The sequence below is a fragment of the Curtobacterium sp. MCBD17_040 genome (genome assembly GCF_003234805.2).
Classification (GTDB): domain Bacteria; phylum Actinomycetota; class Actinomycetes; order Actinomycetales; family Microbacteriaceae; genus Curtobacterium.
Map to the genome: position 1 here is coordinate 340,774 of NZ_CP126274.1, position 22,499 is coordinate 363,272.

A 22,499-nucleotide genomic window follows, 5' to 3' on the forward strand; every position below is an offset into this window, starting at 1 on the left:
GTCAGTCCGGCGGCTCGACACCCCGCCGAGCGAAGTCGAGGTCACGGCGGCCGAGCTCCAAATAGCGGGCGGCGGCGTCCCGCAACTGGGTGATGAGGTCTACCGCCGACGCCACGTCCTCACGACTGCCTTGCCGTTCGAACAGATCTCGCGTTGCGGTCATCTCCGCGTGCTGCATTTCTCGCAGTCGGGTGACACGGTCAACGAAACGCTGCAACACGGCGGTCAAGAGCATGTCGCCGTTGCTCGCGTCGGCCGCGCCGCTGGCAACGGCGAAGCACTCATTCAGCAGCTGATCCGTCTCCTCAAACAGCTTCATCCAGTCATCCACAAGATGCGCAGCAGACCGTTGCGGCTCGTCGCGGAGATTCCCCGCTGAGAGCCACGACGACCAGCGGTTCACCGCGCTCACCTCGCCCTCAGGTGTGAACGTGAAGAGGGCGACCTGCGCGGCATCCGCCACCTCCAACGCAGCGCCGGTGTATCCGGAGCTCGAGTAGAACAGCACGTAGGGGATGTTGTGAGCAGCGCCGCGGACCCGCTGGATATCTGGCGAACCGACCGGCTGCGCGAGGTGCTTCACCTGAGCTACCGCATTCGCTGCTGCGACGTCGATGCCGCCGTCTGCTCCGTTCGCGGTGCGTCGCGCATCCCGGAATCCGACGGCTTGCATGTGCGCTGCTGCGAGCTCCTCCGCCATCTGCCACGAGAAGATCTGCACGCGGCGACCGTAGCGGACAGCGGTGACACCACGCCCCGTCCGAGCCAGCGGCGCATCCTCGGCAGCGCCCCTCTCTGCCCACGCCGCACACATCCTCGGTATGACCACCGCGTTCCACGAGTCCGACCACCCTCGAGTCGGCAACGGCCAGTTCACCGAGAAGCAGTACGCGGAAGCGCCCACGGGCGTTGTCGCCGCGCCTCCGAAGCCCGAGGACTTCCACCAGGACTTCGCTGACGCGGTGAAGTACGCCGACCGGGCAGCGAACGGCGACTCCAACGATGACGAGCACGACGCTCTTGTGGACCTCACCGCCGCGGCGGAGGGGTACCTCGAAGCGCACCGCAAGGCGGGCACCCTCGACCTCGACACCCCGAGCGTCAGCCGCTCCGGGTTCACAGGGCCGTCGTTCCACGCGGCCCTCAAGCGGATGGTGTCCCGGTCCGAGGAAGTGTTCGACGGCGACTCCAACGACGACGAGTTCGATCACCTCCACAACTTCAAGGAGCTCGTGCGCGCCGAGTTCAACCTCCCTGAATACGACGAGGACGACGAGGACTGACCTCCTCCGCGGCACGCCAACAGCGGCGGCGGTCCTCGCTCTGACGCGTCGCCGCACACATGTTGGGCATGACGAATCTGAACCCGGCGGCTGAGTCCGCCCGTGAAGGTGCACGGAAGTCCGACGGGAAGTTCGGTGAGCAGCAGCACGCTGAAGCACCGGAGGGTCTGCTCCCCGGGGCGGCGGGCAGCCGTGAGGAGACCGCGGTCCAGACGGCGGTCGCGCGGCTGTTCGAGAGCGAGGACGCGTTCGACCGGGCGCTCGCGGACCGGCAGGTAGGCGTGGATGAGGTCCTCGGCATGCTCCGTGAGGCGTACCAGCTCGGATGCGGCGACGCCGCGACGGCAGCAACACCGGCCGCAACGACCGCCCGCCAGCAGGACCTCGCCGCGCTCACCCGCGCCCTGAACACCCCAGGCGACAGCCACGGCGATGTCCGCGATGCAGCCAAGACCCTCGTTGCATTCGCCGGTGCCCCTGGGCCCGAGCAGGCGCCGCCGAGCGCCGTTTCCGAGGAGGCGTACTACGACCTGAAGTCCGCCGGTGCGAAGGCATCCCGGGAAGCGGACCGTCTCGGCGCGCACCTCGTCGCGAAGGCGATCCTCGCCAAGCTCCCGAACGCGGCGTACCTGCAGATGGAGGAAAGCGACCAGTCCGTGACGCATGGATTCTGGGCGAACCGGATCCTCGACGAGAACAAGGCGGAGATCGCGGACATCGAGGACGACGTCGTCACCGACAACGACGGTGAGGACCTCAACGTCGACACGGGACTGCTGTGGGAGGTTCTCACCGAACTGCCGCAGTCACCGCCGACCATTCACGACGCGGCAACCCGCACCGTCAGCTACGCACCCGAGTACGAGTGGTTTGAGCCGGGGACGACTGCGTACATCGACCTGCGGAAGGCTGCGGAAGCGATCTGAGCTACGCGGCGAGGACGACGGTCACCGGCTCTTCGCCGGTGGCCGTCTCCGCGTTCAGCGGCGGCAGCGGCGGGTACCCGGGAACAGCGTTCGTGCGCGTCCGGTGCGAGGACAGGTGCGGGTCGTTGGTGACGGTCATGCGCTCTCCTATGCGGCGGCATCCGCCGCATACGCAGATGGAAGCACTCGCTTCACTTCTGGGAGGGAACCCATGCGGGACGACAAGGAATTCGTGGTCGCCCGGGTCGCGCAGCTCATCGCCGCGAACTACGGGAACACGGCAACGCCGACCTACAACGACTACGCGCTCGCGTCGTACCTGTACGCCAACGGCGTGGGGTTTCCGCAGTGCCGCCGGTCCGCCGCCGGCGGGCGCCGGTCCGCCGCCGGCGGGCAGGCGCTCCGCAACGCAGCGTCAACCGCCGCCCGATACCCGCAATCCCCGCTCGAGCACATCCTCGGCGCGTTGGCCGCTTCCACCGCCGACGCAGGACACGACGAGGAAGCGCATGCGCTGCGTGAAGCGCTCGCCGCCTGGACGGCAGCCCCATCCAACGACGGTGCGCAATGGCTGATTGCCCGCTCCGTTCAGGTGGAAACCGGGGGCGAGGACTGACCCGAAGACGGCCGGCATAGGGGAACCATGACTGCGACCACCGCCGTGCTTCCCGACGACCGGATGCGAGAGCTGGGGTTCTCCGAACACCGCCTCAGCCGTTGGTACCTCTGCCGCCGGGTCGGCCCGGATCTGACGCTGAACATCAGCATCGACAAGACCGCCGGCATGGTGGAGGAGAACGTCCTGAACGAGATGTTCCTGCAGCCGGAGCAGTACGGCCTCCTCCCGGAACCACTCCGCACGGCGACTCGGGACGCCATCGACGCGGTGCTCCGCGACCTCAGCGCGGCCGGCCTTACTGTCACCGTTGACCACCCCGTCTACGGCTGCTGAAAGCGCCGCATGTCACCGGGTGTGTCCGACACCCCCATCTACGACCGGCTGTTCCGCCGACACGTTGGGACGCTCCGCACCCGCTGGCTGGTGTTCCCTGAAACCGTCGTCGAGTCCGAGCGGGACATCCTCGCCTGCGCGGACCTGTTCTGGGGCGACCGATGGTGGACCGCGTAACCACCGCGGCGTCGCACCTGGCATAGGACGGGCATGACCTCAACGTTCCCGACCGCCGCTCACCCTGTCCCTGACCGTGCCGCCGACGCCGGCGCACGCTTCCGCACCGACACTGCCCGACACGTGATGACGATCAGCCACGACAGCAGCGGCTACCGGCACCTAATGTTCCGAGCACCGGACACGAACTTCGACTGGTACGAGCTGCTGACCAGCCCGGGCCTGCTGACCATCAACGGCGACATGGGCACCTTCACCTTCACCCGCGACCGGGACGACATGCTCGGCTTCTTCCTCAACGGGCGAGACGAGGCGCGCATCAACCCGCCGTACTGGGCCCAGAAGGTTGCCGCGGAGGGCCGACGCTCCACCAGCGTGCAGGACTTCGGCAAGGAGGAATACCGCGCGTGGCTGGTCGATGAGTTCCTCGACGTCGCCGACACGCTCAGCAGCGACGCTGAGCGAGCGGACCTGTGGGCGACGGTCGAGGACACCCTCATCGGTGGCGTCACCTCTCGCGAGGAGGCGCACTGGAACCTCGATGCGTGGGATGACCCGCGGATGCCGTTGGAGGACTGGTCCGAGTACTTCGGCGGAGCGGTGTTCTCCGTCCACTTCCTGTGGTGCTTGTGGGCCATCGTCGCCGGACTCCGGCAGTACGCGGCCGCGAAGCAGCTCTAACCGCTCGCTACTTCTGCAGCGCCTTCGTCTGGACCGGCCGCTGCATCTCCCGCAGTCGTGCACGCATCTGCCGGATGAACCGCACGATGAGGACCCCGCATCCGACCGTCCCGGCGATGCCGAGCAGGATCATCAGCGGCTTGAAGAACACGACGATGAGCGCGATGACGACGCAGACGACGATGAACGCGGCGATCAGTGCCTTGCCGACGAAGGCGATGAGCAGCTTGAGCATGAGGTGCTCCTTTCCACCACCGCTATGCGCGGAACCGCCCGAAACGGTGCGGTGAACCCGACTACGAACACGACCCTGCTGACGATCAGGTACCACGCGCCGGCACCCGCAGGCCGCGCCAACCAGACAGGAGACCCCGCACCACCATGCCCGAGCGCACACCCGCCAGAGCACGCAACCGCCGCCGCAGCAAGATCGAACGACTGCAAGACGAGATCCGCGAACAGCAGGAACGCATCGACCACCACGGGAAACACATCCGCGACGCAGCGGAGAAGCAAGCCCGCGCCACCGAGGAACTCACCCGCTGCCGCCGCGCCCTCCGAGCACACGCCGAACAGGAAATCGACCGCCACCGGCAGCGCATCGAAGAACTCCAACACGCACTCGACCGCTAAAGGCGGCCGGGCTATCCGGATTAGCACCGGTGCGGCTCACGTGGACCGGGCGCCTACTCCCTCGGGTGGCGCGGGCGCTAAATGCCTACTCTGATGGCGTCTCGAGTGCCGCTCGCAGCGAGGTCCATTGCCGCGGCGACTAACCCGACGCCCATCTCCCGGCCGAAAACGCTTCCGCCGCCGTGCGCCTCTGAGTGCGGTGCGCCGACGATGACGAAGCTCAGCGGTCCTGAGTAGCCGAGCTGCCGAAACGGCCCTCCGCTGCTCCAACGACCTTGCGCCGTGTGCCAGATGAGACCAGAGGTGTCGATTGCCCACGCTCCGTCAACTTGCCAGCGTGGCTGGTCCAAGTCCTCGTCCCAGTGACGCAGCACCACTAACCAGCCTCTACCGCGGCGGTCGCTCAGCGCCCCTTCGCTCGCACGAAACGGGACAGCCTGTAAGCCGGTCTTAGCCAGCGCCGCAGCAAGTTCGATCGAATCCTCGGTTCGCACCAACCGCGCTTCGAGCTGCCGGTTCCGACGTGCATGTTGCTGCTGTTGTTCCGCTGCCGCGGCGAGGTCACGTTGTGCCTGCGCGCGCCGCTCCCGAGCGTCCTCAAACAAGCCCATGGCGCAGAGTCAACCGGAACTGGTTCGGCATCGGAAGTGCCTGCGTGGAGATAGCACGGCTCGAGTCGTTGGTGCCCGACCCACCAGCCCCGCTCCCGCACACATAGGGGTGAAGAACGCCGGAAACACCGGCCGTAGGATCCGGGCGAGGAGCACATGAACGCACAACTGCGGGAGAAGCACACCGGCGTCCCCACCGACAACGGTGGCCGGTACGCCGGACATGAACGCGCCGCCGACGACATCACCCTCACCGCCGCACCGGAGGCGGAGAGCGACCCGACCTGGGACACCGAGCCGTACGTGCCGGTGCACACGCTCAGCCCGCACCTCGTCCCGCTCGCCCTCGCCGCCATCGACAAGGCCAACAAGCGGCTCGCCCGGTATGGCATCGACGGCCGGTTCGAAGGCACGCTCGAAGACGGCACGGAACACCTCGACGACCGGACCATCCCGGTCACCTACCTGACCCTGTCCCGTCCCCATCTCGAGCTCAGCGGCTGGACCTTCACCGGGACACACGACGTCACCGACGACGGGCAGATGCTGCACTACCCGGCAACGACGGACCTGCCAGTGCCTGAGGTCACCGACACCACCTGCGAGTTCTGCGGCAAGTCCCGACGCCGGGAACGGGTGTACACCCTCCACCATTCCACCGACGGGTCGAAGCAGGTCGGGAAGTCCTGCCTGGAAGCGTTCCTCGGTGTGAAGCCGAAGGGGCTGTGGGCGCTCGAGTGGACCCTCGACGAGAAGGACCTCGACGACGCCGACGACGCCGTCCGCTGGTCCTCCGCTGGCTCCGACGTGTTCGACGCCGAAGAACTCCTCGCCGCCGCCGCGTCCACCACGGGGAACGGGGAGTCGTTCGTTGCGAAAAGCCGCGCTTCCATGGAGCACCCAGCGACCTCGGACGCCCTCATCATGCAGTGGGACGCCGCGCACGACGCGATCACCGACGACGGCCGACAGTTCGCCCGCGACACCCTCACCTGGCTGCGCACTACCGACGAGATCGGCGACTACATCGGCAACCTCAAGGCATCCCTCATCCCGAAGGACGGCACCCAGAAGTGGGTCGCCCGGAAGCACGTCGGCATCGCCGTGTCCGCCATCTCCGCGTACCGCCGACACCTCGACCGGGAAGCGGAGATGGCCGCGAAGGAGAAGGCCCGGCAGGAGTACCAGCCCGGGTTCGTCGCTCCCGTCGGGGAGAAGATCGCACCCGCACCAGCCACCATCGTCGGTGTCTTCCACCCGGAACCGCGCAGCCTCGGCTACGGCCGAATGGCGTACACGACCATCGTGAAGATGATCGACGCCAGCGGCCATCAGGTCACCTGGTTCGCATCCGGGACGAAGATGTTCGAAGTCGGGTCGAAGGTCAACTACGCCGGCACAGTCAAGGACCACAGCGAGTACCAGGGCGTGGACCAGACCATCATCACCCGGGCGAAGATCACCGACCCGGACACCGGCGACAAACTCGGCGACTAGTAGCCGGCCGCGCACATGACCGGCATGAACGAGTCACGTCACATGAAGGGTGCGCCGCAGTCGCAAGGCGGCCGGTTCCGCAGCTCGAAGGAGGGCGTCGGCGACGGCGGTGTCGCCCTCGGGTATCCGGACGAAGCGGTTCCGTTCACCGGCAGCGCCGAGTACGCGGAGCGGCGGTTCAGCGCCGCGGACAACGTGTCCGAAACCTTCACCGGCACCGCCGTCAGCGGCTCCCACACCGACGTCGAGTACACCCGCACCGTGACGATCCCTGCCACCCCGGAAGCTCCGAAGGCAACGCTGCGCGTTGTGGCACACGTCGGCGACGCGGATGTTCGCCGGCGGCCATCCACCGTCGAGGTGGACATGTGGACCGGCGACGGCTGGAAGCGTGTCCTCTCCGACACTGCGCCGACCGAGGGTGAGACCACCTGGCGTCATCACCGGGACCGGTACTCGACGCAGGAGCGAGACGACGCGCTCGAAGACTGGAAGGACGCCGTCGCGAACCTCGCCTCCGACAAGCTGATCGACGCGCTCCGCATCGTGTCCTGACCTCGCCGCCGCCGCGCACACACCGAGCGTGACCACAGCATCCATCCGCCGGAAGGACACCGGCGCCGCACCAACCACGACCGCTGGCGGCGCAGTGCTCTCCGGTGGCGCGTTCGCGGCGAAGAGCCACGAGGCCGACGACATCGACCTCGCGGTCGCCGCTGATGGCCCATTTGGGGACGTGCCGGTGGACCTTCCCGACGACGTGCGAGCGCTCGCTGGGCTGCTCGCCAATGTGTACCGGCACGCTCCGGACCGGCGTGCGATCTGGCTCGCGGATGAGACGTTCACGTGTGACGGGGGAGCGCTCGCGACGAAGCTCGCCGCAGACCGGCTCGGCATCGACGCAACCCTTCATGTCGGCCTGTACTGGCATACCGATCCGGAGCTCCGCGCCAACATCCTCGGCTACGACCCGGACGACTACACCGACCGCGGGTGGGACGACGTCCTCGATGAGGTGAGCGAGATGATGGACGAGCACCACCACTGGGTGACCATCCGGGCGTCTAACGGCGTCGAATACCTCATCGACCCGAACGGTCCCGTCCGCGGTGAGGACCACATCCTCCGCCTCGACGACGCTGCGCGCCGGTACAAAGACGGTGCACCGAACTTCGTGTACGACCCGGAAGAGGACCCCAACCTCATCGCCGACGAGATGTACCCGCGGCTCCGCGAACAGGTGGACACGGCCGTCGCTGCATTGCCGCGCACACCTCAGTCGTGAGCATCGATAGCAGCGGCAACCACCACGCACCAGCGGGGACGCCCGCCGGCGGGCAGTTCGCCGGGCACGTTCGCCCGGAGGGGCAAGACGTCACGCTGAGCACGGTGGCGCAGCTTCCGGAGCCGGTCGAGGTGCCGTTCGACGCCGTTCAGAACGGCGACGAGGTCCTCAGCGACAGCGGCGAAACCTGGGGCTACGTCGTCGGCACGAACATCACCGACGGTGTCCGGCGAGTTATCCTGCACAACGGCCGCAGGGCTCGGTTGGACGCCTCGGCGGACACGCTCACCGTCCGCCGCCGCACCGAGCCGGTCGCCTACGACCCCCAGTCGAGCGACTACTGGGCGAACGTAGCCGCAGCACGGGACCCGCGGCAGAGCGTGGAGGTGCTGCAGCAGATCGTCGACACCGAAGCGGAGGACGACCTCATGCTCGCCATCGCCGAACACCCGAAGGCCACCTCGGAGATGCTAGATCGGGCCACCCGGCATACCTCCCTGCAGGTCCGTGCTGCGGCGCTCCGCCGCGACCACCTGTGGATGGAGACGCGGTGGCGGATGAAGCGGGAAGCGGAGCAGCACGCTGCCGACGAGGAGCAGCGGCTCCGCGACGAAGGTGTCAGCCCGATGGCCCCGATCCGCCGGCAGAGCATCACCGCGTATCGGCAGCACGCCGCAGCCGTCACGGAAAGCATCGCCCGCGCCGGCGCGTGGCGAGACCGCTCATAAGCGACGCGTTCCGGGCCGCGGAGCGAACACGGGTCGCCCCAGAACGGGGGTGAGGATGCTTCCGTCGTCCGCTCCCACCTCCTTCCGCCCATAGGGTGGTCGACGGCCGTGGGGGCCGGGGGAGCAGGAGATTTTGGGGAAGCACGTTCACGCGGGTGATGCCGCTGTGACAGACGCTGATGTCGCGTCGACGGAAGTGCTGTTCCTCGACATCGACCGCACGCTCTCACCCATCGCGGACCTCACTGCCTGGCCGGAATACTCGGCAGTCCCGTCACCGTTCGGCGACGTGTTCGTCGCGTCGGCGCTCGCCGAAGCGCTCGGGTCCCTGCCGGCGCACATCGTCTACGTCACCGACTGGGACGACCCGCACATCTTCGACGCGGTCATCGGCAGAACGGACACCGAAACCGGTGTCCGCGGACCGTCCGACAGCTGGTGGAAGGTCGACTGCATCGATCGGTGGTTGTCCGCGCATAGGAGTGTTGTCCGGTTCGTTCACGCTGACGCCCACCTCAACGAGAACCGCCGGGCGACGTTGGCTCGCATCGCACAGCGACACGGATGCGAGCACCTCGCGGTCACACCGACCGACGGGCTGACACCAGACCACCTTGACCACATCATCGGTTTTCTCACTGGGGGAGAGCCGCCGCATATGGAGGCACCATGATCGGGAACCACAGCGACCACAGCCCTGACAGCTCCGCCGGCAGCCGACGGCGAACCCGCACCGGCATCCTCGCCGCGGGCATCACCGTCGCCACTCTCGCAGGGGGTGCCCTCGTCGGCCTCGCAGCTCCCGCCACCGCCGCACCGCTGCAGCCGGTCATCCCGAAGCAGACGCTGCCGACCTCGGGAGCCCCGACCAGCGCCGCCGGCGCGACGACCATCACCCCCGGCGATACCCCGGTGAGCCTCACCGTCGTTCTCACCCCCAGCGACCGTCACACGCTGCGGACCCTGCCCGCAAAGGCGCACGCCCTCTCCACCCACCAGCGGCAGTCCAGCATCGCCGGCACCAGCCCCGTCTCCGACGACCGCTCCCGAGTCAAGGCGGCACTCGCCGCAGCCGGCTTCACCGTCCCCGACACCAGCACCTGGAACCTCACCGCCAACGGCACGGTCGCCGCGGCGGAGAAGCTGTTCGGCGTGACAGTCGTCGGCACCGGCACGCAGATGCACCCCATCAGCAGCCTGACCATGCCGTCGTCGTTCGGCGGCGCGGTCACCACCGTTCTCGGTCTCGACCAGCGTCCCGTCACCGTCCCAGCGAGCGTGCCGGGCACCCCCGTCAGCGACATCCGCTCCGCCTACTCCGCCCCGGCGAACTCCGGCGCCGGCACCACCATCGCCACCGTGCAGTTCTCCGGCTGGGACCCCTCGGACCTCAACACCTACGCCAACGCGGCGGGCATCCCGCTGCCGTCGGTGACGCAGGTGCCCGTTGACGGTGCGGACCCCACAGCTATCAGCGGCAACGGCGGGTTCGAGGTCGCGACGGACCAGGAGACCATCCTTAGCAACGCGCCCGCCGCCGCGCAGCGTATCTACTTCGTCCCGATGACCGTTCAGGGCATCTACGACGCGTACAGCAACATCGCCAACGACGTCACGGCTGACGGCATCACCGCCGTCAGCGAGTCGTGGGGTTCCTGCGAACGGGACATGGACCAGGACACCCACACTGCGCTCGAGGACGCCATCGACCGCATTGTCGCCGCCGGAGCGACGATGTTCGCCTCCTCCAGCGACAGCGGCGCTACTTGCTCCGGCGATTCAGGACCGGAGACGAGCGTGTCGTATCCCGCGGCGAGCTCCGAGGTCGTCGCAGTCGGGGGCACCAGCCTCACCAAGAACACCGACGGATCGTTCGCTGAGACCACGTGGGGTAACTCCTCGGGCTCCAGCGGCGGCGGATACGCCCTGTACGACAACGCCGCGTACCAGGCAGGAACGAACGCCGACACGTCGCAGGGCCGCGCGGTCCCCGACATCGCCGCGGAAGCGGACCCGTACCAGGGGCCCGGAATCTACAGCAGCACCGAAGGCGGATGGGTGCTCGGCGGGGGAACGAGCCTGTCCTCCCCGATGATGGCGGCGCAGCTCGCCACCACCCTCGCGGATCGAGGCTGCACCATTGGGATCGGCGACATCCACGCCGCCATCTATGCCCACCCGGGCGACTTCCAGGACGTCACGACCGGCTCGAACGGCACGTACGCGGCGACGACCGGCTACGACCGGGCGACCGGCCTCGGCAGCCCGAACTGGTCCAAGCTTCGCGCGGACCTTCCCGCCCCGGCCGCGTGCCCGCCCATCCTGCCGCCGACCAGCAGCCCGTCGCCGACCCCCGCCCCGACGCAGACCGCCACGCCGACGCCAGGGCCCACGAGCGGTCCGACGAACCCGCCGACGCAGACCCCCGCGCCGACGCCGACGCCCGCTCCGCCGGTCACCGGCATCTCCTCCGACGGCACGAAGCTCATCGGCACCACCACGATGACCGACGGTCAGAGCATCTACTCCCCGTCCCGCCAGTATCACCTGGACATGCAGCTGGATGGGAACCTCGTCGAGTACGGCAACGGACGGGCCCTCTGGGCCACCGGCACGTCGCGCTACCGCGGCGCTCACCTGGCACTGCAAGCTGACGGCAACGCCGTGGTCTACAACACCGCCGGGAAGGCCGTATGGGCATCGGGGACGTCAGGGAAGGGTTCCGGCGTCGTCCTCAGCATCGACAACTACGGGCAGCTGAACCTCACCCGGAACGGTTCCACCTTGTGGAACAACAAGCGCCCCGGCGCGGACACCCTCACCCAGAACGGCGTCCTCACCGCAGGGCAGTCCCTCTGGGACACGGCAAAGCGCCGCGAGCTCATCGTCCAGGCCGACGGGAACGTCGTCGTCTATAAGGACAAGAAGGCCGCCTGGTCCACCCGCACCAACGGCAAGGGTGGAACGAAGCTGACCCTGCAGAGCGACGGGAACCTCGTCCTCTACACGAAGGCCGGGAAGGCCATCTGGTCGACGGGAACTTACCGGCTCAGCGGCTCCGGCATGAAGCTCACCCAGCAGGCCGACGGGAACCTCGTCCTCTACAAGAACGGCAAGGCGAAGTGGGCAACGGGCACCAACCGGTGAGCCACATCTGACCCGATTCTCGGAACGGAGCGCGCATTCGCCGCATAGCGGTAGGTATGCGCGCTCCGTTCCGTCGTTCCAGCCCGACCGACCCCATCCGAGGACGGGCGTACGCCTTCCTCGGAGCCGCCGCTGCGGTCTCGGCCGCCGTCGCCCCAGCGCTTACCGGGGGACCCGCTTTCGCTGACGCCGCAACCACCAACGCACCCCAGCCGGTCGTGCCGACAGCTGCCGCTGCAACCACACCAGTCACAAACGCCACCCCCGGCAGCAACCCGGTTCGACTGACGGTTGTCCTCACGCCGCACAGCCGCAGCACCCTGCGCGCCGTCGCCACTGATCACACGCGGACGAACCTGAACCAGGTCGCGCCCGCCGAATCGCACACACCTCGGGTACGGGACGCGCTCGAGCAAGCAGGGTTCACAGTCACCAACGACGACGACCGCTGGGATCTCACCGCGACGGGCACCGCCGCAGAGGCTGAGCAGCTCTTCGCCGTCCAACTCGTCGGAACCGGTGCCGCCATGCACCCCACCAACAGCCCGACGCTTCCTGCGTCCTTCAACGGGCTCGTATCCGCTGTGCTTGGCCTCGACCAGCGTCCCATCGTGACCCCGACCGCCGTACCAGGACAGCCGGTGTCCAACCTCACCGGCGCGTACCAGGCGCCCGCAAGCGCCAGCGCCGGTGCCGGTGCCACCATCGCCACCCTGCAGTTCTCCGGATGGAACTCCGGCAACCTGAAAACCTACGCCGCAGCAGTAGGGCGACCAGCGCCGTCGTACACACAGATCAGCGTTGACGGGGCCAGCACCACCACAGCGACCAGCAAGAACGGACCGTTCGAAGTCGCCATCGATCAGGAAGCGCTTCTCGATGTCGCGCCACGCGCCGCGCAGCGGGCGTACTTCGCGGACGGTTCCATCCAGGGCATGTACGACGCGTTGACCGACGTAGCTGGCGACGTCGCTCAGCACGACATCACGGCGCTCAGCATCTCCTGGATGTACTGCGAGTCGGAAGTGGACTCCAATACCCGCGCAGTGCTGGAGGACGCTGTTGACCGAGTCGTTGCGGCGGGCGCAACCACCTTCGCCGCTGCCGGCGACACCGGAGCATCCTGCGACGGCAAAATCGGCGCTTCATACCCCGCTTCCTCACCCGCCGTCATCTCCGTCGGTGGAACAACCCTCGCTAAGAGCGGGAACACATACCTCGAGTCCGTGTGGCACAACAGCTCCGGCGCAACCGGCGGCGGCTACTCCACGTTCTCACGACCCTCGTACCAGGCTGGCACCGGCATTGGCGGCAACAGCCGAGAGGTGCCCGACATCTCCGCACTCGCCGACCCGAACGTCGGGCCAGGCATCTACACCGACACGTACAAGGGGTGGGTACTCGGAGGCGGCACCAGCCTGGCAACTCCGCTCCTCGCCGGGGAGCTCGCATCCACCCTCTCCGCTCGCGGCTGCACCGTCGGTATCGGCGACATCCACAACACGCTGTACGCCCACCCGTCTGACTTCCGCGACGTCACCAACGGCAGCAACGGCACCTACGTGGCACGACGCGGCTACGACCTAGCAACCGGCCTTGGAACACCGAACTGGGCCGCACTGTCGAAAGTGCTGCCCACCCGTTCCGGCTGCAAGCAGGTATCACCGGTCGGGTCCTTCGACGCCGCCAGCGCTGGAAACGGCACCGTCAAGGTCACTGGGTGGGCCGACGACAGCTCCAGCAGCAGCAGCGCCCTCGCGGTGAAGGTAACTGTCGGCGGTGCCACCGCAGGAACCCTCACCGCGAACACCGGTCGGAGTGACGTGGACAAAGCGATGAAGATCTCCGGAAATCACGGCTACTCCGGCACAGCGAGCACCACCGCGACTGGCGCCCAGCAGGTGTGCGTGACCGCGGTGAACGTCGGCGCAGGCGCAGACTCCCTCCTCGGCTGCAAGAGCGTCACCTTCCCGCTGACATCCCCCGAGGGAAGCCTCGACGTCGTGTCAGCAGGACCCGGCACCGTCTCCGTGGCCGGATGGGCATTCGATCAGGGCGACAAGGTCGCTGCAGACCCGGTGAAGGTCACCTTCTCCAACGGCCTCCTCGCCAGCCCCATCGGAGTCATCCACGCCGACCAACCCCGACCAGACGTCGACCACGCCAAGAACATCACCGGCAACCACGGATTCTCCGGCGCGCTCCCCGTCTCCCGAAGCGGCAACCAACAGGTGTGTGTCACCGCGGAGAACATCGGCAGCGCAGGACACGACACACTCCTCGGCTGCAAGAACATCACGCTGCCGGACATGTCACCGCAGGGCAGCTTCGACACCGCATCCGCTGCCACATACGGCGCAGTCACGGTCGCCGGCTGGGCCTTCGACCCCAGCGACACCACCACGTCCACCACCGTGGACGCCACAATCGGTGGCGTCGCTGCAGGAACCGTCGCCACCAGCACCACCCGCGCTGACGTCAACCGCGCCAAGCACGTCACCGGATCGCACGGCTTCACCGGCACCCTCACCACGACGAAGACCGGCAACCAGCAGGTGTGCCTCACCGCGGAAAACACCGGCAGCGGCTCCGACAAGAGCCTCGGCTGCAAGACCGTGACCTTCCCCACCAACTCCCCGCAGGGCGCGTTCGACACGGCAACCAGCGCCCACGCATCGGTGACCGTCAGCGGCTGGGCGTTCGACCCAGACGACACCAGCCAGCCGGTACCCGTCCGCGTCAGCGTGGGCGGCGCCGCCACCCCGGCGCCACTGAGCGCAGCAGCACCACGCGCGGACGTGGACCGGGCGAAGAGCATCACCGGGAATCACGGCTACACCGGCACCGTCACCACGACGAAGACCGGGAAGCAGCAGGTTTGCGTCACCGCCATCAACTTCTCCCACGGCTCCGACACCAACCTCGGCTGCAAGAGCGTCACCATCCGCTGACACCACGAGAACCGCCGCGCACATCACGGACATGACCTCGAGCACCATCCTTCGGAAGCAGCAAACCGGTGAACCGACCAACAACGGCGGACACTTCGGCACCCACACCCGTCCCGCAGCGGAGGTGACGCTGCCAGCCGCCGGTGACGGCCCGTCACCCCGGCACGTTGCGCTCGCGGCCGAGCACGGTGCGTACTTCCCCGACTCGCCGGGCGCGAACCCGAAGCACTGGTGGCGGGTGGACCGGGTGAAGGCTGCCCTCACGGACGAGGAACCGGACGGCCTGAGCTACACCGAAGCGTTCGGATGGCGGAGCGTCAACCAGAACATCATCCCGATGGTCCACGAGTGGCTGCAGAAAGAACAGCTCCCATGGATCGCTGACGAGCTCGACCGTCAGGAGCAGGCGTCACGAGATCAAGCGAACGGACACGCGCCCGCGGCGCAGCGGCCGTCCTGGCGTGCTCGCGCGGACCGACTCCGACAACTCGCGGACCGGGTCCGCGCAATCAGCGACGAGATGTTCGACGACGCCCGCGCCAGCGCCCTCGCGCCGACGATGGAGGAATCCATCGCTGAGCAGCGCCGCGCAGCGACTCAGCAGGTCCTCGCCGACCGAGCCCGCCGCGAAGCGGCCGCAGCAGCCGGTCGGGCCGCGGCGAAGAAGGCACCCGTGTTCGATGAGGTCAACCGTCGCCGACGAGGCCAGAAGTTCTTCACCGCGGAGATGAAGCGCTGGCCGAAGATCGGCACCCACCAGAACACGCCGCTGGATGAGATCCCGATCGTCGGCCACTACTTCGCCGGACCGTTCGACTTCTGGGCGGCGGAGTACGACCCGCACACCGGCGAAGCGTGGGGCTTCACCCGCATCGACGGCCACGGCGACGGCGAGTGGGGACACCAGCAGATGCCAGCCCTTGAACAGCGGCTCATCGGCCCGCTACACCAGCCAATCGAGCGGGAAACCGTTTGGTCGAAGCGACCATTCGGTACCGTCGAGCGGTACTAGACGGGCGCCGCGCACGTAACCGGTGTCGCCACAGCCGGTGACCACTCCTGGCTGTGGCGACGACGCATAGACAGCGGGACGCCGCGGACCACCCACGGCTGGAGGAGAAGAAACGTCAGCACATGACGAACACCCCGCGCCGCACCCGCTTCATCACCGCCGTCGCCGCCTGCGTCGTCTTCGGAACCGGAGCAGCTGCCCTCATCGGCTTACATCACGCCGGAACGGCAGGCTCGGCCAGTGATGTCAAGACCGAGCCGCCACCGGTGTCATCGCTTCCCCCGGTCGTACCGAAAGACCTCATCACGACCACGGACGACATCCGCACCGTCATCGTATGGACCGCCGGCGGCCAGGCCGACATCAACAAGTGCGCCGGCGCGGTCGACATCACCGCCATCTACGGCGTGCGAACCATCGCCGAGCACGACCGCTGCGGCGGCAGCACCTTCCCGACCCGTCCCGGGACACTCGTCCACCTGACCGGCCTTGACGCTGGCATGTACCGCGTCAGCGGCGTCATCGCCCACCTAAACGGACGGACGGAATCCTCCGCCGACATTCCTCGCGGCTACGACCTGATCTTCCAAACCTGCAGCGCCGGATACACGGACATGACGTTCACCGGACTGACGAGGATCGGCTGACACCACTCCACGTTTCCCGCCGCATCTAACGCCGATGCACCGGCACCGCACCCTTCGGCTAGGAGACGCATGGCAGAGATCTGGTTCAACGAAACCGCGCAGTTCATCGGCGCGGTCGGCGCCACCACCGTCCGCGAGCTCGCGGAACTCATCCACGAGGACGACGCGGTCCTCCCCGCCCTTCAATTCGACGACGACCAGGACGTCACCATCGACGACGTGGAAAACGCCATCGACCACTTCGGTGTCGAAGTGCTCGACATCGCCGACGACGTCGTCAACGACGACACCTGGCCCGACACTGCCGTGCACGACGCCACCCTCGAGCAGGGTCCCCGCCCCGGAAGCACCCGAGTCCTCGGCGTGTTCATCTAGTCGAGCTGCCGCGCACACATCGGGTGACCTACGAGGAGACCCGCATGAGCATCGACGCAACCGGCCGCGGCCACAACGACAAGGGCGTCCCCGGCGCCGGACAGTTCAACGGCCACGTCCGCCCGGCCGCCGGAACCGACGTCGACCTCCGCACCCCGTACGAGGGAACCGCCACCGCGTCCGCGCTGGCGGAGACAATCCGCACCCTCGACCCGCGGGAGATCCCGGACCTCGTCTACGTCGCGTACGACGACAAGCTCACTGACGAGCAGATCGATGCGTACCTCTCCGGCGACTTCGACGCCCTGACCGACAGCACTGACGAATGGGTCTCCGACCAGCAGTACGAAGCCGCGACCGAGTTCCTTCGCTCCTTCCTGGATGACCGCGGCGCCGACTGGGACGACCTGTCCGACGATGACCACGACGAACTCCGCCAAGCCGTGTACGACCGGGACCGCTCGGACCCGATCCGGCATCTCCTCCGCAACACTCACGACCAGCTCCTGCGCGCACCGCTTCGCAGCCCAGCGGACCTCATCGTCCCCGACGCAGACGGCGAGTGGCCGGACGGCATCGACGCCCGCTTCTACAACGACACGCACTGGGACGCCATTCGAGAGCGCCGCGTCGCCGCGCTGCAGGAAGCGCTCGCCAGCCACAACGTCACCGTCACCGCTGAAGTCCGCCAGGCGCTTGAGGAACTCGTCGTCGAAGGGCCAGCGGACTGGCACGACGGCGTCTCACTGGACGTCATTTGGTACGGCGACGTCGCCGAAGCAGGGCTCGCCGGAGCCGACCGCGGCGAGGCCGCCGGCCGAACCCTGTCGTTCGAGAACGCCGAAGTGGTCCTCATCGACCGGGTGAACGGCTCCGGCTACTCCGCCCGCATCCCTGGCACACTCACCACCACCGTCACAGACGACGCGCCAGCGTTCCTTGATAGCGCTCGTAGCGGCAACCACGGGTACGGATGGGACGACGTCGCCGGCGTGGTGAAGCCGTACTTCCGGCCAGACACCGTGGCGAGCACCTGGCAGGCGCCAGCAGCGGTCGCCGCCTGACCGAGGACAGCCGGGTCAGCCGAGGTCGAGGTCCTCGTCGGAGAACGGCCGCCAACCTCCGCTGGTCGGCGCTACCGCAACGCCAGCCAGCACCGGTGCGGGAGCCGGGTCAGGCTCCGCCGCAAGCGGGGCCGCGGTGGTCTGCTCCATCGGCGCGGGCACGGCGGGCACCTGGTGCGTCTCCGCGGCCGCGAGCAGCATGATCGGTTCGTCCTCGTCGAACAGGAACGGTTCCGCCCCGTCGATGGTCACCGACACCATGCCGAACGCTCGAACACGCGAGACCTGCACGAGCGGACCGTAGAACACGGTGCCACGGAAGGTGAACTCGACGCTCTCACCAACATGGTCAGCAGTGAAGTCGGACGCGGCAAGGAGGGTCCGCTCCACACCAACCCGGACATCCTCGGGCTGGAACGTCTTCACCGGCAGCCGCTCCTGCATGCGCGGGCAGACGGCCGCGGCAACCCTCGAGTCCACACGCACCGACACCTTCGCATCGAGGAAGAACGAGCGGCCGTCGAGGATTAACTTCACCGCACCCTGACCGAACGGCTCGACCCGGTCCAGCCGTCCGCTGAGCGTCCGCATCCCCGCCCGCCAGCCGTTGCTGGGGTCGGGGCGGGTGCGGACCGTGGCGTGCAGCGCAGCGCCGACAGCGAGGTTGGTGAGATCCCCGGCGCGAACGGTGATGTCAGGCATGCTCCCTCTATGCGCGGACACGACCGGACCGGGTCGGGTCGCGTCGGGTTGGCGCGGGTGGGGGCGAGCAGCTAGGTGTACTGCCCAGGGAGGTTGGTCAACCGAGTGATCGGTGACCGGTTCCCGATGGCGGTGTGGGGCCGGTGGTGATTGTAGTGATGCAGCCATGCCGGGAGGGCGTTCCGGCGGGCGTGCTCGGTCGGGTAGTGCCGTGAGAACGCCCACCCGTCGGCGAGGGTGCGGTGGAAGCGTTCGATCTTCCCGTTGGTCTGCGGCCGATAGGGGCGGGTCTTCTTCGGCGTGATCTCCAGCTCAGTGCAGGCCTCGCGCCAGGCGTGGGACTTGTAGGCAGAGCCGTTGTCGGAGAGGACCCGCTCCACCCGGACACCGCGTGCGGCGAACCACGACACGGCCCGCCGTAGCACCCCGATCGCGGTCGCTGCTTTCTCGTCGTCGTGGATCTCGGCGTAAGCGACGCGGGAGTGGTCATCGATCACGGTGTGCACGAACGCGGTCCCGATCAGCGGGCCGCGATGCTTGCTGCGGCCCTTACCGGGCGTTGCTGACCGGTTCCGCCCACCTTGCTGTCGGCCGACGTAGCGCCAGCCGCCGCCATCGGGGATGTTGCCGAGTTTCTTCACGTCGACGTGGATCATCGCGCCCGGACGTTCGTGCTCGTAACGGCGCACGAGTTCGCCGGTGCGGATGTCGATGTGGTGCAGCCGGTTCACCCGACAGCGGGTCAGCACGGCGTGCACTGTCGAGGCCGGCATGCCGAGTTGCCCGCCGATCCCAACGGGACCGAGGCGCTTTCGCCAGCGAAGTGCGACGACCTTCTTCACCAGCTCAGGGCGGGTGCGGTTCGGGGACCGGTGCGGACGGGACGAGCGGTCATGCATGCCCTCGGCGCCCATGGCCGCATACCGGTCGGCCCAGCGCTTCGCGGTCGGCCAGGACACGTGGAAGAACAGGGCTGCGTGCCGGACTGGCCAGCCGTCATCGACGATCAGACGACCTATCCGGAGGCGTTGGCGTGGTGTCAGGGCAGCGTTAGCGTGGGACACGAGGACCTCCTGCGGAGAGTGTGTGAACTAGACAGCTCCACTCCACTGCAGGAGGTCCTTCTCACATCCCAACGACTACAGCGAGTCGTCGCAACACAACCAACGTCCCTGGGCAGTACAGCTAGGACAGCAGCTGCGTGACGAACAGCAGCTGCTGCATCTGCACGGCCTGCAGCAGCCCTCGCGCTTCGGCGGCGACGAACCGTCGACCGAGACGGCCTCCCGCCATCTCGGCAAGCGTGTCCACGGTCACCCAACCAGCAGTGGGGGAGAACCACGAGACCTCTGACGTCACTGCCGACTGCGGACGCTCCGTCACTGCGCGGAGGCGATGCTCGTTCGTGCGTTGCGTCGCCGGGAGCACCAGTACCGACTCGTATCTCGCGGCCCCGGCGTGCTGTTCGAAGTCCTCGAGCAGCCACCATGCAGCGTCCAGCCGCTGCTGCGCGGCGGCAACGCTCACCACGGGGGCCGCCGGCGTCACGTTCAGCTCTTGCATTGGCCTCGGATCGATTCGACGTTCGTGAGTCACCACAGGTCTATGCGTCCCGCCCATGCGCCAGCCGCATAGGGGAGGGGACGGCGGATCTGCTGCCGTCAGAGAGGTTGCCGTGCTGCACCGTCACCGTGTCATCGCCCGCACATCCGCCGCACTCGTCGTCGTCTGCGGAACCGGCGCCATCGTCGCAGCAGCGCTCCCCGGCGCCGCAGCCCCAGCATCACTGCCGGATATCACCGTCACCACAGTCGCGGGGAACACCACCGTCGTGCCCGTGACCGCAGCGCTTGGAGCGCCGGTTGCGTCGCTGACGGTCTCCAAGGAGCCCGCCGTCGGATCCGTCGCCTTCCTCGGCGGCACCGCGACGTTCACCTCCCCAACCATCGTGCCGGCGGCGTTCGTCACACCCGGCCGAGCCACCACCCCGGACCATCTCCCGGCACCCACCATCGCAGCAGCACCCACGCAGTCGCCGACGCCCACACCGACCCCCGCTCCGACGTCGGACACCACCGGCCCGGCTGCAACACCAACGCCGGGTCCGACAGTCACACCGTCACCCGAACCCACTCCAATCGATACCCCAGCGCCGAGCCCGTCGGAGCTCCCCGCCCCGGCGACGCAGGAGCCGACCACGTCACCCACCCCGGCACCGACTCAGCCGACGGAGCCCACACCGTCGCCGACGGACGAGCCGGCACCTGCAGCCACGCCACCGGCGGCAGCGGCACCGACCAGCGCGACCGCCGGTGTCCCCGCCGCGCTCGTCTCCACCGGCGCGGACCAGCCCGTCACCACAGCCCCTCCGGCCGCACCGGCAGGGGGTGAGCCGGTGACGTTCACGTACACCGCGTGCGCGAACGACGGCACCTGCGGGCAGGGCACCGTCCACATCCACATCGACCCCCGCGCCCTCACGACTACGACATCGTCGCCGGTGATGACGGAGCCGAACACGGCCACGGTCATCCCGCTGACCGCCTGGCTGACCTCCATCGCCGGCGCTGACCTCAGCACCCTCACCACCGCAACCGACCGACACTCGAAGGCTGTCACGGCCGCAGATGGCTCAACCACCTTCACCACCACGACCGCTGGCACGCACACCGTGAAGGCGACCATCTGCCCCGTCGGCGACCGCAGCAGCTGCGTCACCGCGACCGTCACCATCACCGCGGCGGCGCCGTACGCGCCGAATACTGTTGACGAGCACACCCTCATCACCGACACCGCCGGCACCGCCACGTTCGCACCCACCCTGGCGCCAGGGTCCGGGCCCGCGAACCCGAAGAGCGTCACCGTGACCAGCCGTGCCACGCACGGAACGGTGACCGCGCTGCCGGACGGCTCCTTCCGATACACGGCGAGTGCGGCGACCGACAGCGGCACCGACCACTTCACCTACCGAGCGTGCGCCGCCGCACTCGCCGCCGACTGCCGCAGCAGCACCGAACTGCTCACCATCAACGACGGATTCGGGCTGCACCCGGAGCACATCACCGTCACCGCCGGGTCAACAACGACCATCGACCTGAACCGCCTCGCCATCGACCCGACCGCCTGGCAGCTTGACGAGAGCACTGTCACCGCGTCGGTCACCGCCGGCACGGTGAACGCGAGCGCCAGCAACGGTCAGGTGCGCATCACTGCGCCGCTCGAGCATCCCGAACCAGCTGCCGTCACGCTCTGCGCCGCAGGACGCAACCACGTCCGCTACTGCGCACCCATCGCGGTCACAGTTCTTCCAGCAGTGACCCTGCCGGCACCGCCTCCCGTACCGACGCTGCTGCGCACCGGCACGAACATCACCCCCATCAGTGACGTCGTCACAAGCGGACGCCCCGCCGCGCACCCGACCGCGACGGCGTCGAAGCCTGCCGGCAGCGGCGGCCTCGACGTGACCTGGCTCGTCATCGGCGGAGCGTGCCTGTTCGCCGTCGGCGGCGGGATGACGACGTTCAGAGGGCGGAACGGCCGCTGAACCACGCCTCACGCTCACCAGCGGTCATCGTGAGCTCCAACGTCCTCACAGTGGCACGAGCCAGAGCTAACCGGTCCATGTCGCCGGTCGGAGGCACCAGCAGACGAATCCGTTCGACGCAGTCCGGCGGCGCAGACGTCGCAACCGCGCTCACCCAGTCGAGCAACGTCGTCGTGACGTGCACGTCATCGTCGGATTCAGCCATCCCCGCAGATCCCCCATTTTCTGAACGTTTGCCCATCGTCCCACAGGCCGGTGATCTGGCCGTTGTTACGACCAGCCCC

Annotated in this window: 29 protein-coding genes and 1 pseudogene; 20 read left to right on the forward strand and 10 right to left on the reverse strand. The window is 68.0% G+C overall.

Features of this window, described 5'->3' with window-relative positions:
• Position 1: 1 nt before the first annotated feature.
• Positions 2 to 721, reverse strand: coding sequence for a restriction endonuclease (locus tag DEI94_RS17990; protein WP_181441899.1), 720 nt, complete (start codon positions 719 to 721; stop codon positions 2 to 4).
• Positions 722 to 821: 100 nt separating this feature from the next.
• On the opposite strand from DEI94_RS17990, the gene DEI94_RS17995 reads away from it, so the two are divergent.
• Positions 822 to 1,283, forward strand: a complete 462-nt coding sequence (locus DEI94_RS17995; RefSeq protein ID WP_111027676.1) for a hypothetical protein — start codon at positions 822 to 824, stop codon at positions 1,281 to 1,283.
• 68 nt (positions 1,284 to 1,351) lie between these two features.
• Positions 1,352 to 2,209 carry a hypothetical protein gene (locus DEI94_RS18000; protein ID WP_181441898.1) on the forward strand — a complete coding sequence of 286 codons (858 nt, stop codon included), beginning with the start codon at positions 1,352 to 1,354 and terminating at the stop codon, positions 2,207 to 2,209.
• 1 nt (position 2,210) lies between these two features.
• Here the strand turns inward: DEI94_RS18000 and DEI94_RS18005 are convergent, their stop codons facing one another.
• The gene (locus DEI94_RS18005) at positions 2,211 to 2,348 is read right to left on the reverse strand and encodes a hypothetical protein (protein ID WP_181441897.1); all 138 of its coding nucleotides are present in this window, start codon (positions 2,346 to 2,348) and stop codon (positions 2,211 to 2,213) included.
• A 72-nt stretch (positions 2,349 to 2,420) separates the two neighbouring features.
• Here DEI94_RS18005 and DEI94_RS18010 point away from each other — a divergent pair, with 72 nt between their 5' ends.
• The 4 genes from DEI94_RS18010 to DEI94_RS18025 are packed head-to-tail and all read left to right on the forward strand — an operon-like array spanning position 2,421 to position 4,019.
• Entirely contained in the window at positions 2,421 to 2,825 is a 405-nt protein-coding gene (locus DEI94_RS18010) for a hypothetical protein (RefSeq protein WP_111027674.1), read from the forward strand.
• A gap of 27 nt (positions 2,826 to 2,852) precedes the next feature.
• Positions 2,853 to 3,161 carry a hypothetical protein gene (locus DEI94_RS18015; RefSeq protein ID WP_111027673.1) on the forward strand — a complete coding sequence of 103 codons (309 nt, stop codon included), beginning with the start codon at positions 2,853 to 2,855 and terminating at the stop codon, positions 3,159 to 3,161.
• Between the two features lie 21 nt (positions 3,162 to 3,182).
• Positions 3,183 to 3,338 (forward strand): hypothetical protein, encoded by a 156-nt coding sequence (locus DEI94_RS18020; RefSeq protein ID WP_181441896.1) that lies wholly within the window; start codon positions 3,183 to 3,185, stop codon positions 3,336 to 3,338.
• Positions 3,339 to 3,371: 33 nt separating this feature from the next.
• Positions 3,372 to 4,019, forward strand: a complete 648-nt coding sequence (locus tag DEI94_RS18025) for a hypothetical protein (protein ID WP_111027672.1) — start codon at positions 3,372 to 3,374, stop codon at positions 4,017 to 4,019.
• A gap of 7 nt (positions 4,020 to 4,026) precedes the next feature.
• Here the strand turns inward: DEI94_RS18025 and DEI94_RS18030 are convergent, their stop codons facing one another.
• Entirely contained in the window at positions 4,027 to 4,254 is a 228-nt protein-coding gene (locus tag DEI94_RS18030) for a hypothetical protein (protein ID WP_111027671.1), read from the reverse strand.
• A gap of 146 nt (positions 4,255 to 4,400) precedes the next feature.
• Here DEI94_RS18030 and DEI94_RS18035 point away from each other — a divergent pair, with 146 nt between their 5' ends.
• Positions 4,401 to 4,652 (forward strand): hypothetical protein, encoded by a 252-nt coding sequence (locus DEI94_RS18035; protein WP_111027670.1) that lies wholly within the window; start codon positions 4,401 to 4,403, stop codon positions 4,650 to 4,652.
• A gap of 77 nt (positions 4,653 to 4,729) precedes the next feature.
• Here the strand turns inward: DEI94_RS18035 and DEI94_RS18040 are convergent, their stop codons facing one another.
• Positions 4,730 to 5,263: a hypothetical protein gene (locus DEI94_RS18040; RefSeq protein ID WP_146249575.1), complete on the reverse strand. Its 534-nt coding sequence runs from the start codon at positions 5,261 to 5,263 to the stop codon at positions 4,730 to 4,732.
• 156 nt (positions 5,264 to 5,419) lie between these two features.
• Between DEI94_RS18040 and DEI94_RS18045 the strand changes: the two genes are divergently transcribed.
• The 12 genes and pseudogenes from DEI94_RS18045 (at position 5,420) to DEI94_RS18095 (ending at position 17,969) form a co-directional block, all read left to right on the forward strand.
• The gene (locus DEI94_RS18045) at positions 5,420 to 6,760 is read left to right on the forward strand and encodes a hypothetical protein (RefSeq protein WP_111027669.1); all 1,341 of its coding nucleotides are present in this window, start codon (positions 5,420 to 5,422) and stop codon (positions 6,758 to 6,760) included.
• A gap of 24 nt (positions 6,761 to 6,784) precedes the next feature.
• The gene (locus tag DEI94_RS18050) at positions 6,785 to 7,315 is read left to right on the forward strand and encodes a hypothetical protein (RefSeq protein WP_146249574.1); all 531 of its coding nucleotides are present in this window, start codon (positions 6,785 to 6,787) and stop codon (positions 7,313 to 7,315) included.
• Positions 7,316 to 7,343: 28 nt separating this feature from the next.
• A complete protein-coding gene (locus DEI94_RS18055) occupies positions 7,344 to 8,045 on the forward strand; it encodes a hypothetical protein (RefSeq protein WP_146249573.1) in 702 nt (233 codons plus the stop codon).
• Entirely contained in the window at positions 8,042 to 8,773 is a 732-nt protein-coding gene (locus tag DEI94_RS18060; protein ID WP_111027666.1) for a hypothetical protein, read from the forward strand. Before DEI94_RS18055 ends, DEI94_RS18060 begins: the two co-directional genes overlap by 4 nt.
• A gap of 166 nt (positions 8,774 to 8,939) precedes the next feature.
• Positions 8,940 to 9,446, forward strand: a complete 507-nt coding sequence (locus tag DEI94_RS18065; RefSeq protein ID WP_146249572.1) for an HAD domain-containing protein — start codon at positions 8,940 to 8,942, stop codon at positions 9,444 to 9,446.
• Entirely contained in the window at positions 9,443 to 11,920 is a 2,478-nt protein-coding gene (locus DEI94_RS18070; protein WP_111027664.1) for a hypothetical protein, read from the forward strand. The genes DEI94_RS18065 and DEI94_RS18070 overlap by 4 nt, the downstream gene beginning before the upstream one ends.
• Positions 11,921 to 11,976: 56 nt before the next feature.
• Positions 11,977 to 12,510 (forward strand): annotated as a pseudogene (locus DEI94_RS19805) (protease pro-enzyme activation domain-containing protein); the annotation flags it as partial.
• Positions 12,511 to 12,531: 21 nt separating this feature from the next.
• Positions 12,532 to 14,871 carry a S53 family peptidase gene (locus tag DEI94_RS18075; RefSeq protein WP_181441895.1) on the forward strand — a complete coding sequence of 780 codons (2,340 nt, stop codon included), beginning with the start codon at positions 12,532 to 12,534 and terminating at the stop codon, positions 14,869 to 14,871.
• Between the two features lie 31 nt (positions 14,872 to 14,902).
• Complete coding sequence (locus DEI94_RS18080; protein ID WP_111027662.1) at positions 14,903 to 15,883, forward strand: hypothetical protein; 981 nt, start codon at positions 14,903 to 14,905, stop codon at positions 15,881 to 15,883.
• Between the two features lie 53 nt (positions 15,884 to 15,936).
• A complete protein-coding gene (locus tag DEI94_RS18085) occupies positions 15,937 to 16,530 on the forward strand; it encodes a hypothetical protein (RefSeq protein WP_146249571.1) in 594 nt (197 codons plus the stop codon).
• 69 nt (positions 16,531 to 16,599) lie between these two features.
• A complete protein-coding gene (locus tag DEI94_RS18090; RefSeq protein ID WP_111027660.1) occupies positions 16,600 to 16,905 on the forward strand; it encodes a hypothetical protein in 306 nt (101 codons plus the stop codon).
• 44 nt (positions 16,906 to 16,949) lie between these two features.
• A complete protein-coding gene (locus tag DEI94_RS18095) occupies positions 16,950 to 17,969 on the forward strand; it encodes a hypothetical protein (protein WP_146249570.1) in 1,020 nt (339 codons plus the stop codon).
• Between the two features lie 15 nt (positions 17,970 to 17,984).
• On the opposite strand, the gene DEI94_RS18100 is transcribed toward DEI94_RS18095, so the two are convergent.
• The 5 genes from DEI94_RS18100 to DEI94_RS18120 all read right to left on the reverse strand — a co-directional run bounded on the left by DEI94_RS18100 (position 17,985) and on the right by DEI94_RS18120 (position 21,356).
• A complete protein-coding gene (locus DEI94_RS18100) occupies positions 17,985 to 18,671 on the reverse strand; it encodes a hypothetical protein (protein WP_111027658.1) in 687 nt (228 codons plus the stop codon).
• A gap of 71 nt (positions 18,672 to 18,742) precedes the next feature.
• Positions 18,743 to 19,735 carry an IS481 family transposase gene (locus DEI94_RS18105; RefSeq protein ID WP_284183510.1) on the reverse strand — a complete coding sequence of 331 codons (993 nt, stop codon included), beginning with the start codon at positions 19,733 to 19,735 and terminating at the stop codon, positions 18,743 to 18,745.
• Positions 19,736 to 19,856: 121 nt separating this feature from the next.
• A complete protein-coding gene (locus tag DEI94_RS18110) occupies positions 19,857 to 20,234 on the reverse strand; it encodes a hypothetical protein (RefSeq protein WP_111027881.1) in 378 nt (125 codons plus the stop codon).
• A gap of 123 nt (positions 20,235 to 20,357) precedes the next feature.
• Positions 20,358 to 20,786, reverse strand: coding sequence for a hypothetical protein (locus tag DEI94_RS18115; RefSeq protein WP_146249605.1), 429 nt, complete (start codon positions 20,784 to 20,786; stop codon positions 20,358 to 20,360).
• A 105-nt stretch (positions 20,787 to 20,891) separates the two neighbouring features.
• Positions 20,892 to 21,356 (reverse strand): hypothetical protein, encoded by a 465-nt coding sequence (locus DEI94_RS18120; protein WP_146249604.1) that lies wholly within the window; start codon positions 21,354 to 21,356, stop codon positions 20,892 to 20,894.
• On the opposite strand from DEI94_RS18120, the gene DEI94_RS18125 reads away from it, so the two are divergent.
• Positions 21,343 to 22,215, forward strand: a complete 873-nt coding sequence (locus DEI94_RS18125; protein ID WP_146249603.1) for an Ig-like domain-containing protein — start codon at positions 21,343 to 21,345, stop codon at positions 22,213 to 22,215. The two genes, DEI94_RS18120 and DEI94_RS18125, sit on opposite strands and share 14 nt — an antisense overlap.
• On the opposite strand, the gene DEI94_RS18130 is transcribed toward DEI94_RS18125, so the two are convergent.
• Positions 22,193 to 22,420 carry a hypothetical protein gene (locus tag DEI94_RS18130; RefSeq protein WP_111027877.1) on the reverse strand — a complete coding sequence of 76 codons (228 nt, stop codon included), beginning with the start codon at positions 22,418 to 22,420 and terminating at the stop codon, positions 22,193 to 22,195. The two genes, DEI94_RS18125 and DEI94_RS18130, sit on opposite strands and share 23 nt — an antisense overlap.
• Positions 22,421 to 22,499 lie beyond the last annotated feature (79 nt).

Bases quoted from the DNA above. Each gene is read 5' to 3' on its own strand.
- DEI94_RS17995 (WP_111027676.1), top strand. From the start codon at position 822: ATGACCACCGCGTTCCACGAGTCCGACCACCCTCGAGTCGGCAACGGC.
- DEI94_RS18000 (WP_181441898.1), top strand. From the start codon at position 1,352: ATGACGAATCTGAACCCGGCGGCTGAGTCCGCCCGTGAAGGTGCACGG.
- DEI94_RS18005 (WP_181441897.1), bottom strand. From the start codon at position 2,348: ATGACCGTCACCAACGACCCGCACCTGTCCTCGCACCGGACGCGCACG.
- DEI94_RS18010 (WP_111027674.1), top strand. From the start codon at position 2,421: ATGCGGGACGACAAGGAATTCGTGGTCGCCCGGGTCGCGCAGCTCATC.
- DEI94_RS18015 (WP_111027673.1), top strand. From the start codon at position 2,853: ATGACTGCGACCACCGCCGTGCTTCCCGACGACCGGATGCGAGAGCTG.
- DEI94_RS18025 (WP_111027672.1), top strand. From the start codon at position 3,372: ATGACCTCAACGTTCCCGACCGCCGCTCACCCTGTCCCTGACCGTGCC.
- DEI94_RS18030 (WP_111027671.1), bottom strand. From the start codon at position 4,254: ATGCTCAAGCTGCTCATCGCCTTCGTCGGCAAGGCACTGATCGCCGCG.
- DEI94_RS18035 (WP_111027670.1), top strand. From the start codon at position 4,401: ATGCCCGAGCGCACACCCGCCAGAGCACGCAACCGCCGCCGCAGCAAG.
- DEI94_RS18040 (WP_146249575.1), bottom strand. From the start codon at position 5,263: ATGGGCTTGTTTGAGGACGCTCGGGAGCGGCGCGCGCAGGCACAACGT.
- DEI94_RS18045 (WP_111027669.1), top strand. From the start codon at position 5,420: ATGAACGCACAACTGCGGGAGAAGCACACCGGCGTCCCCACCGACAAC.
- DEI94_RS18050 (WP_146249574.1), top strand. From the start codon at position 6,785: ATGAACGAGTCACGTCACATGAAGGGTGCGCCGCAGTCGCAAGGCGGC.
- DEI94_RS18070 (WP_111027664.1), top strand. From the start codon at position 9,443: ATGATCGGGAACCACAGCGACCACAGCCCTGACAGCTCCGCCGGCAGC.
- DEI94_RS18080 (WP_111027662.1), top strand. From the start codon at position 14,903: ATGACCTCGAGCACCATCCTTCGGAAGCAGCAAACCGGTGAACCGACC.
- DEI94_RS18090 (WP_111027660.1), top strand. From the start codon at position 16,600: ATGGCAGAGATCTGGTTCAACGAAACCGCGCAGTTCATCGGCGCGGTC.
- DEI94_RS18095 (WP_146249570.1), top strand. From the start codon at position 16,950: ATGAGCATCGACGCAACCGGCCGCGGCCACAACGACAAGGGCGTCCCC.
- DEI94_RS18100 (WP_111027658.1), bottom strand. From the start codon at position 18,671: ATGCCTGACATCACCGTTCGCGCCGGGGATCTCACCAACCTCGCTGTC.
- DEI94_RS18110 (WP_111027881.1), bottom strand. From the start codon at position 20,234: ATGCAAGAGCTGAACGTGACGCCGGCGGCCCCCGTGGTGAGCGTTGCC.
- DEI94_RS18120 (WP_146249604.1), bottom strand. From the start codon at position 21,356: ATGGTCGCCTTCACGGTGTGCGTGCCAGCGGTCGTGGTGGTGAAGGTG.
- DEI94_RS18130 (WP_111027877.1), bottom strand. From the start codon at position 22,420: ATGGCTGAATCCGACGATGACGTGCACGTCACGACGACGTTGCTCGAC.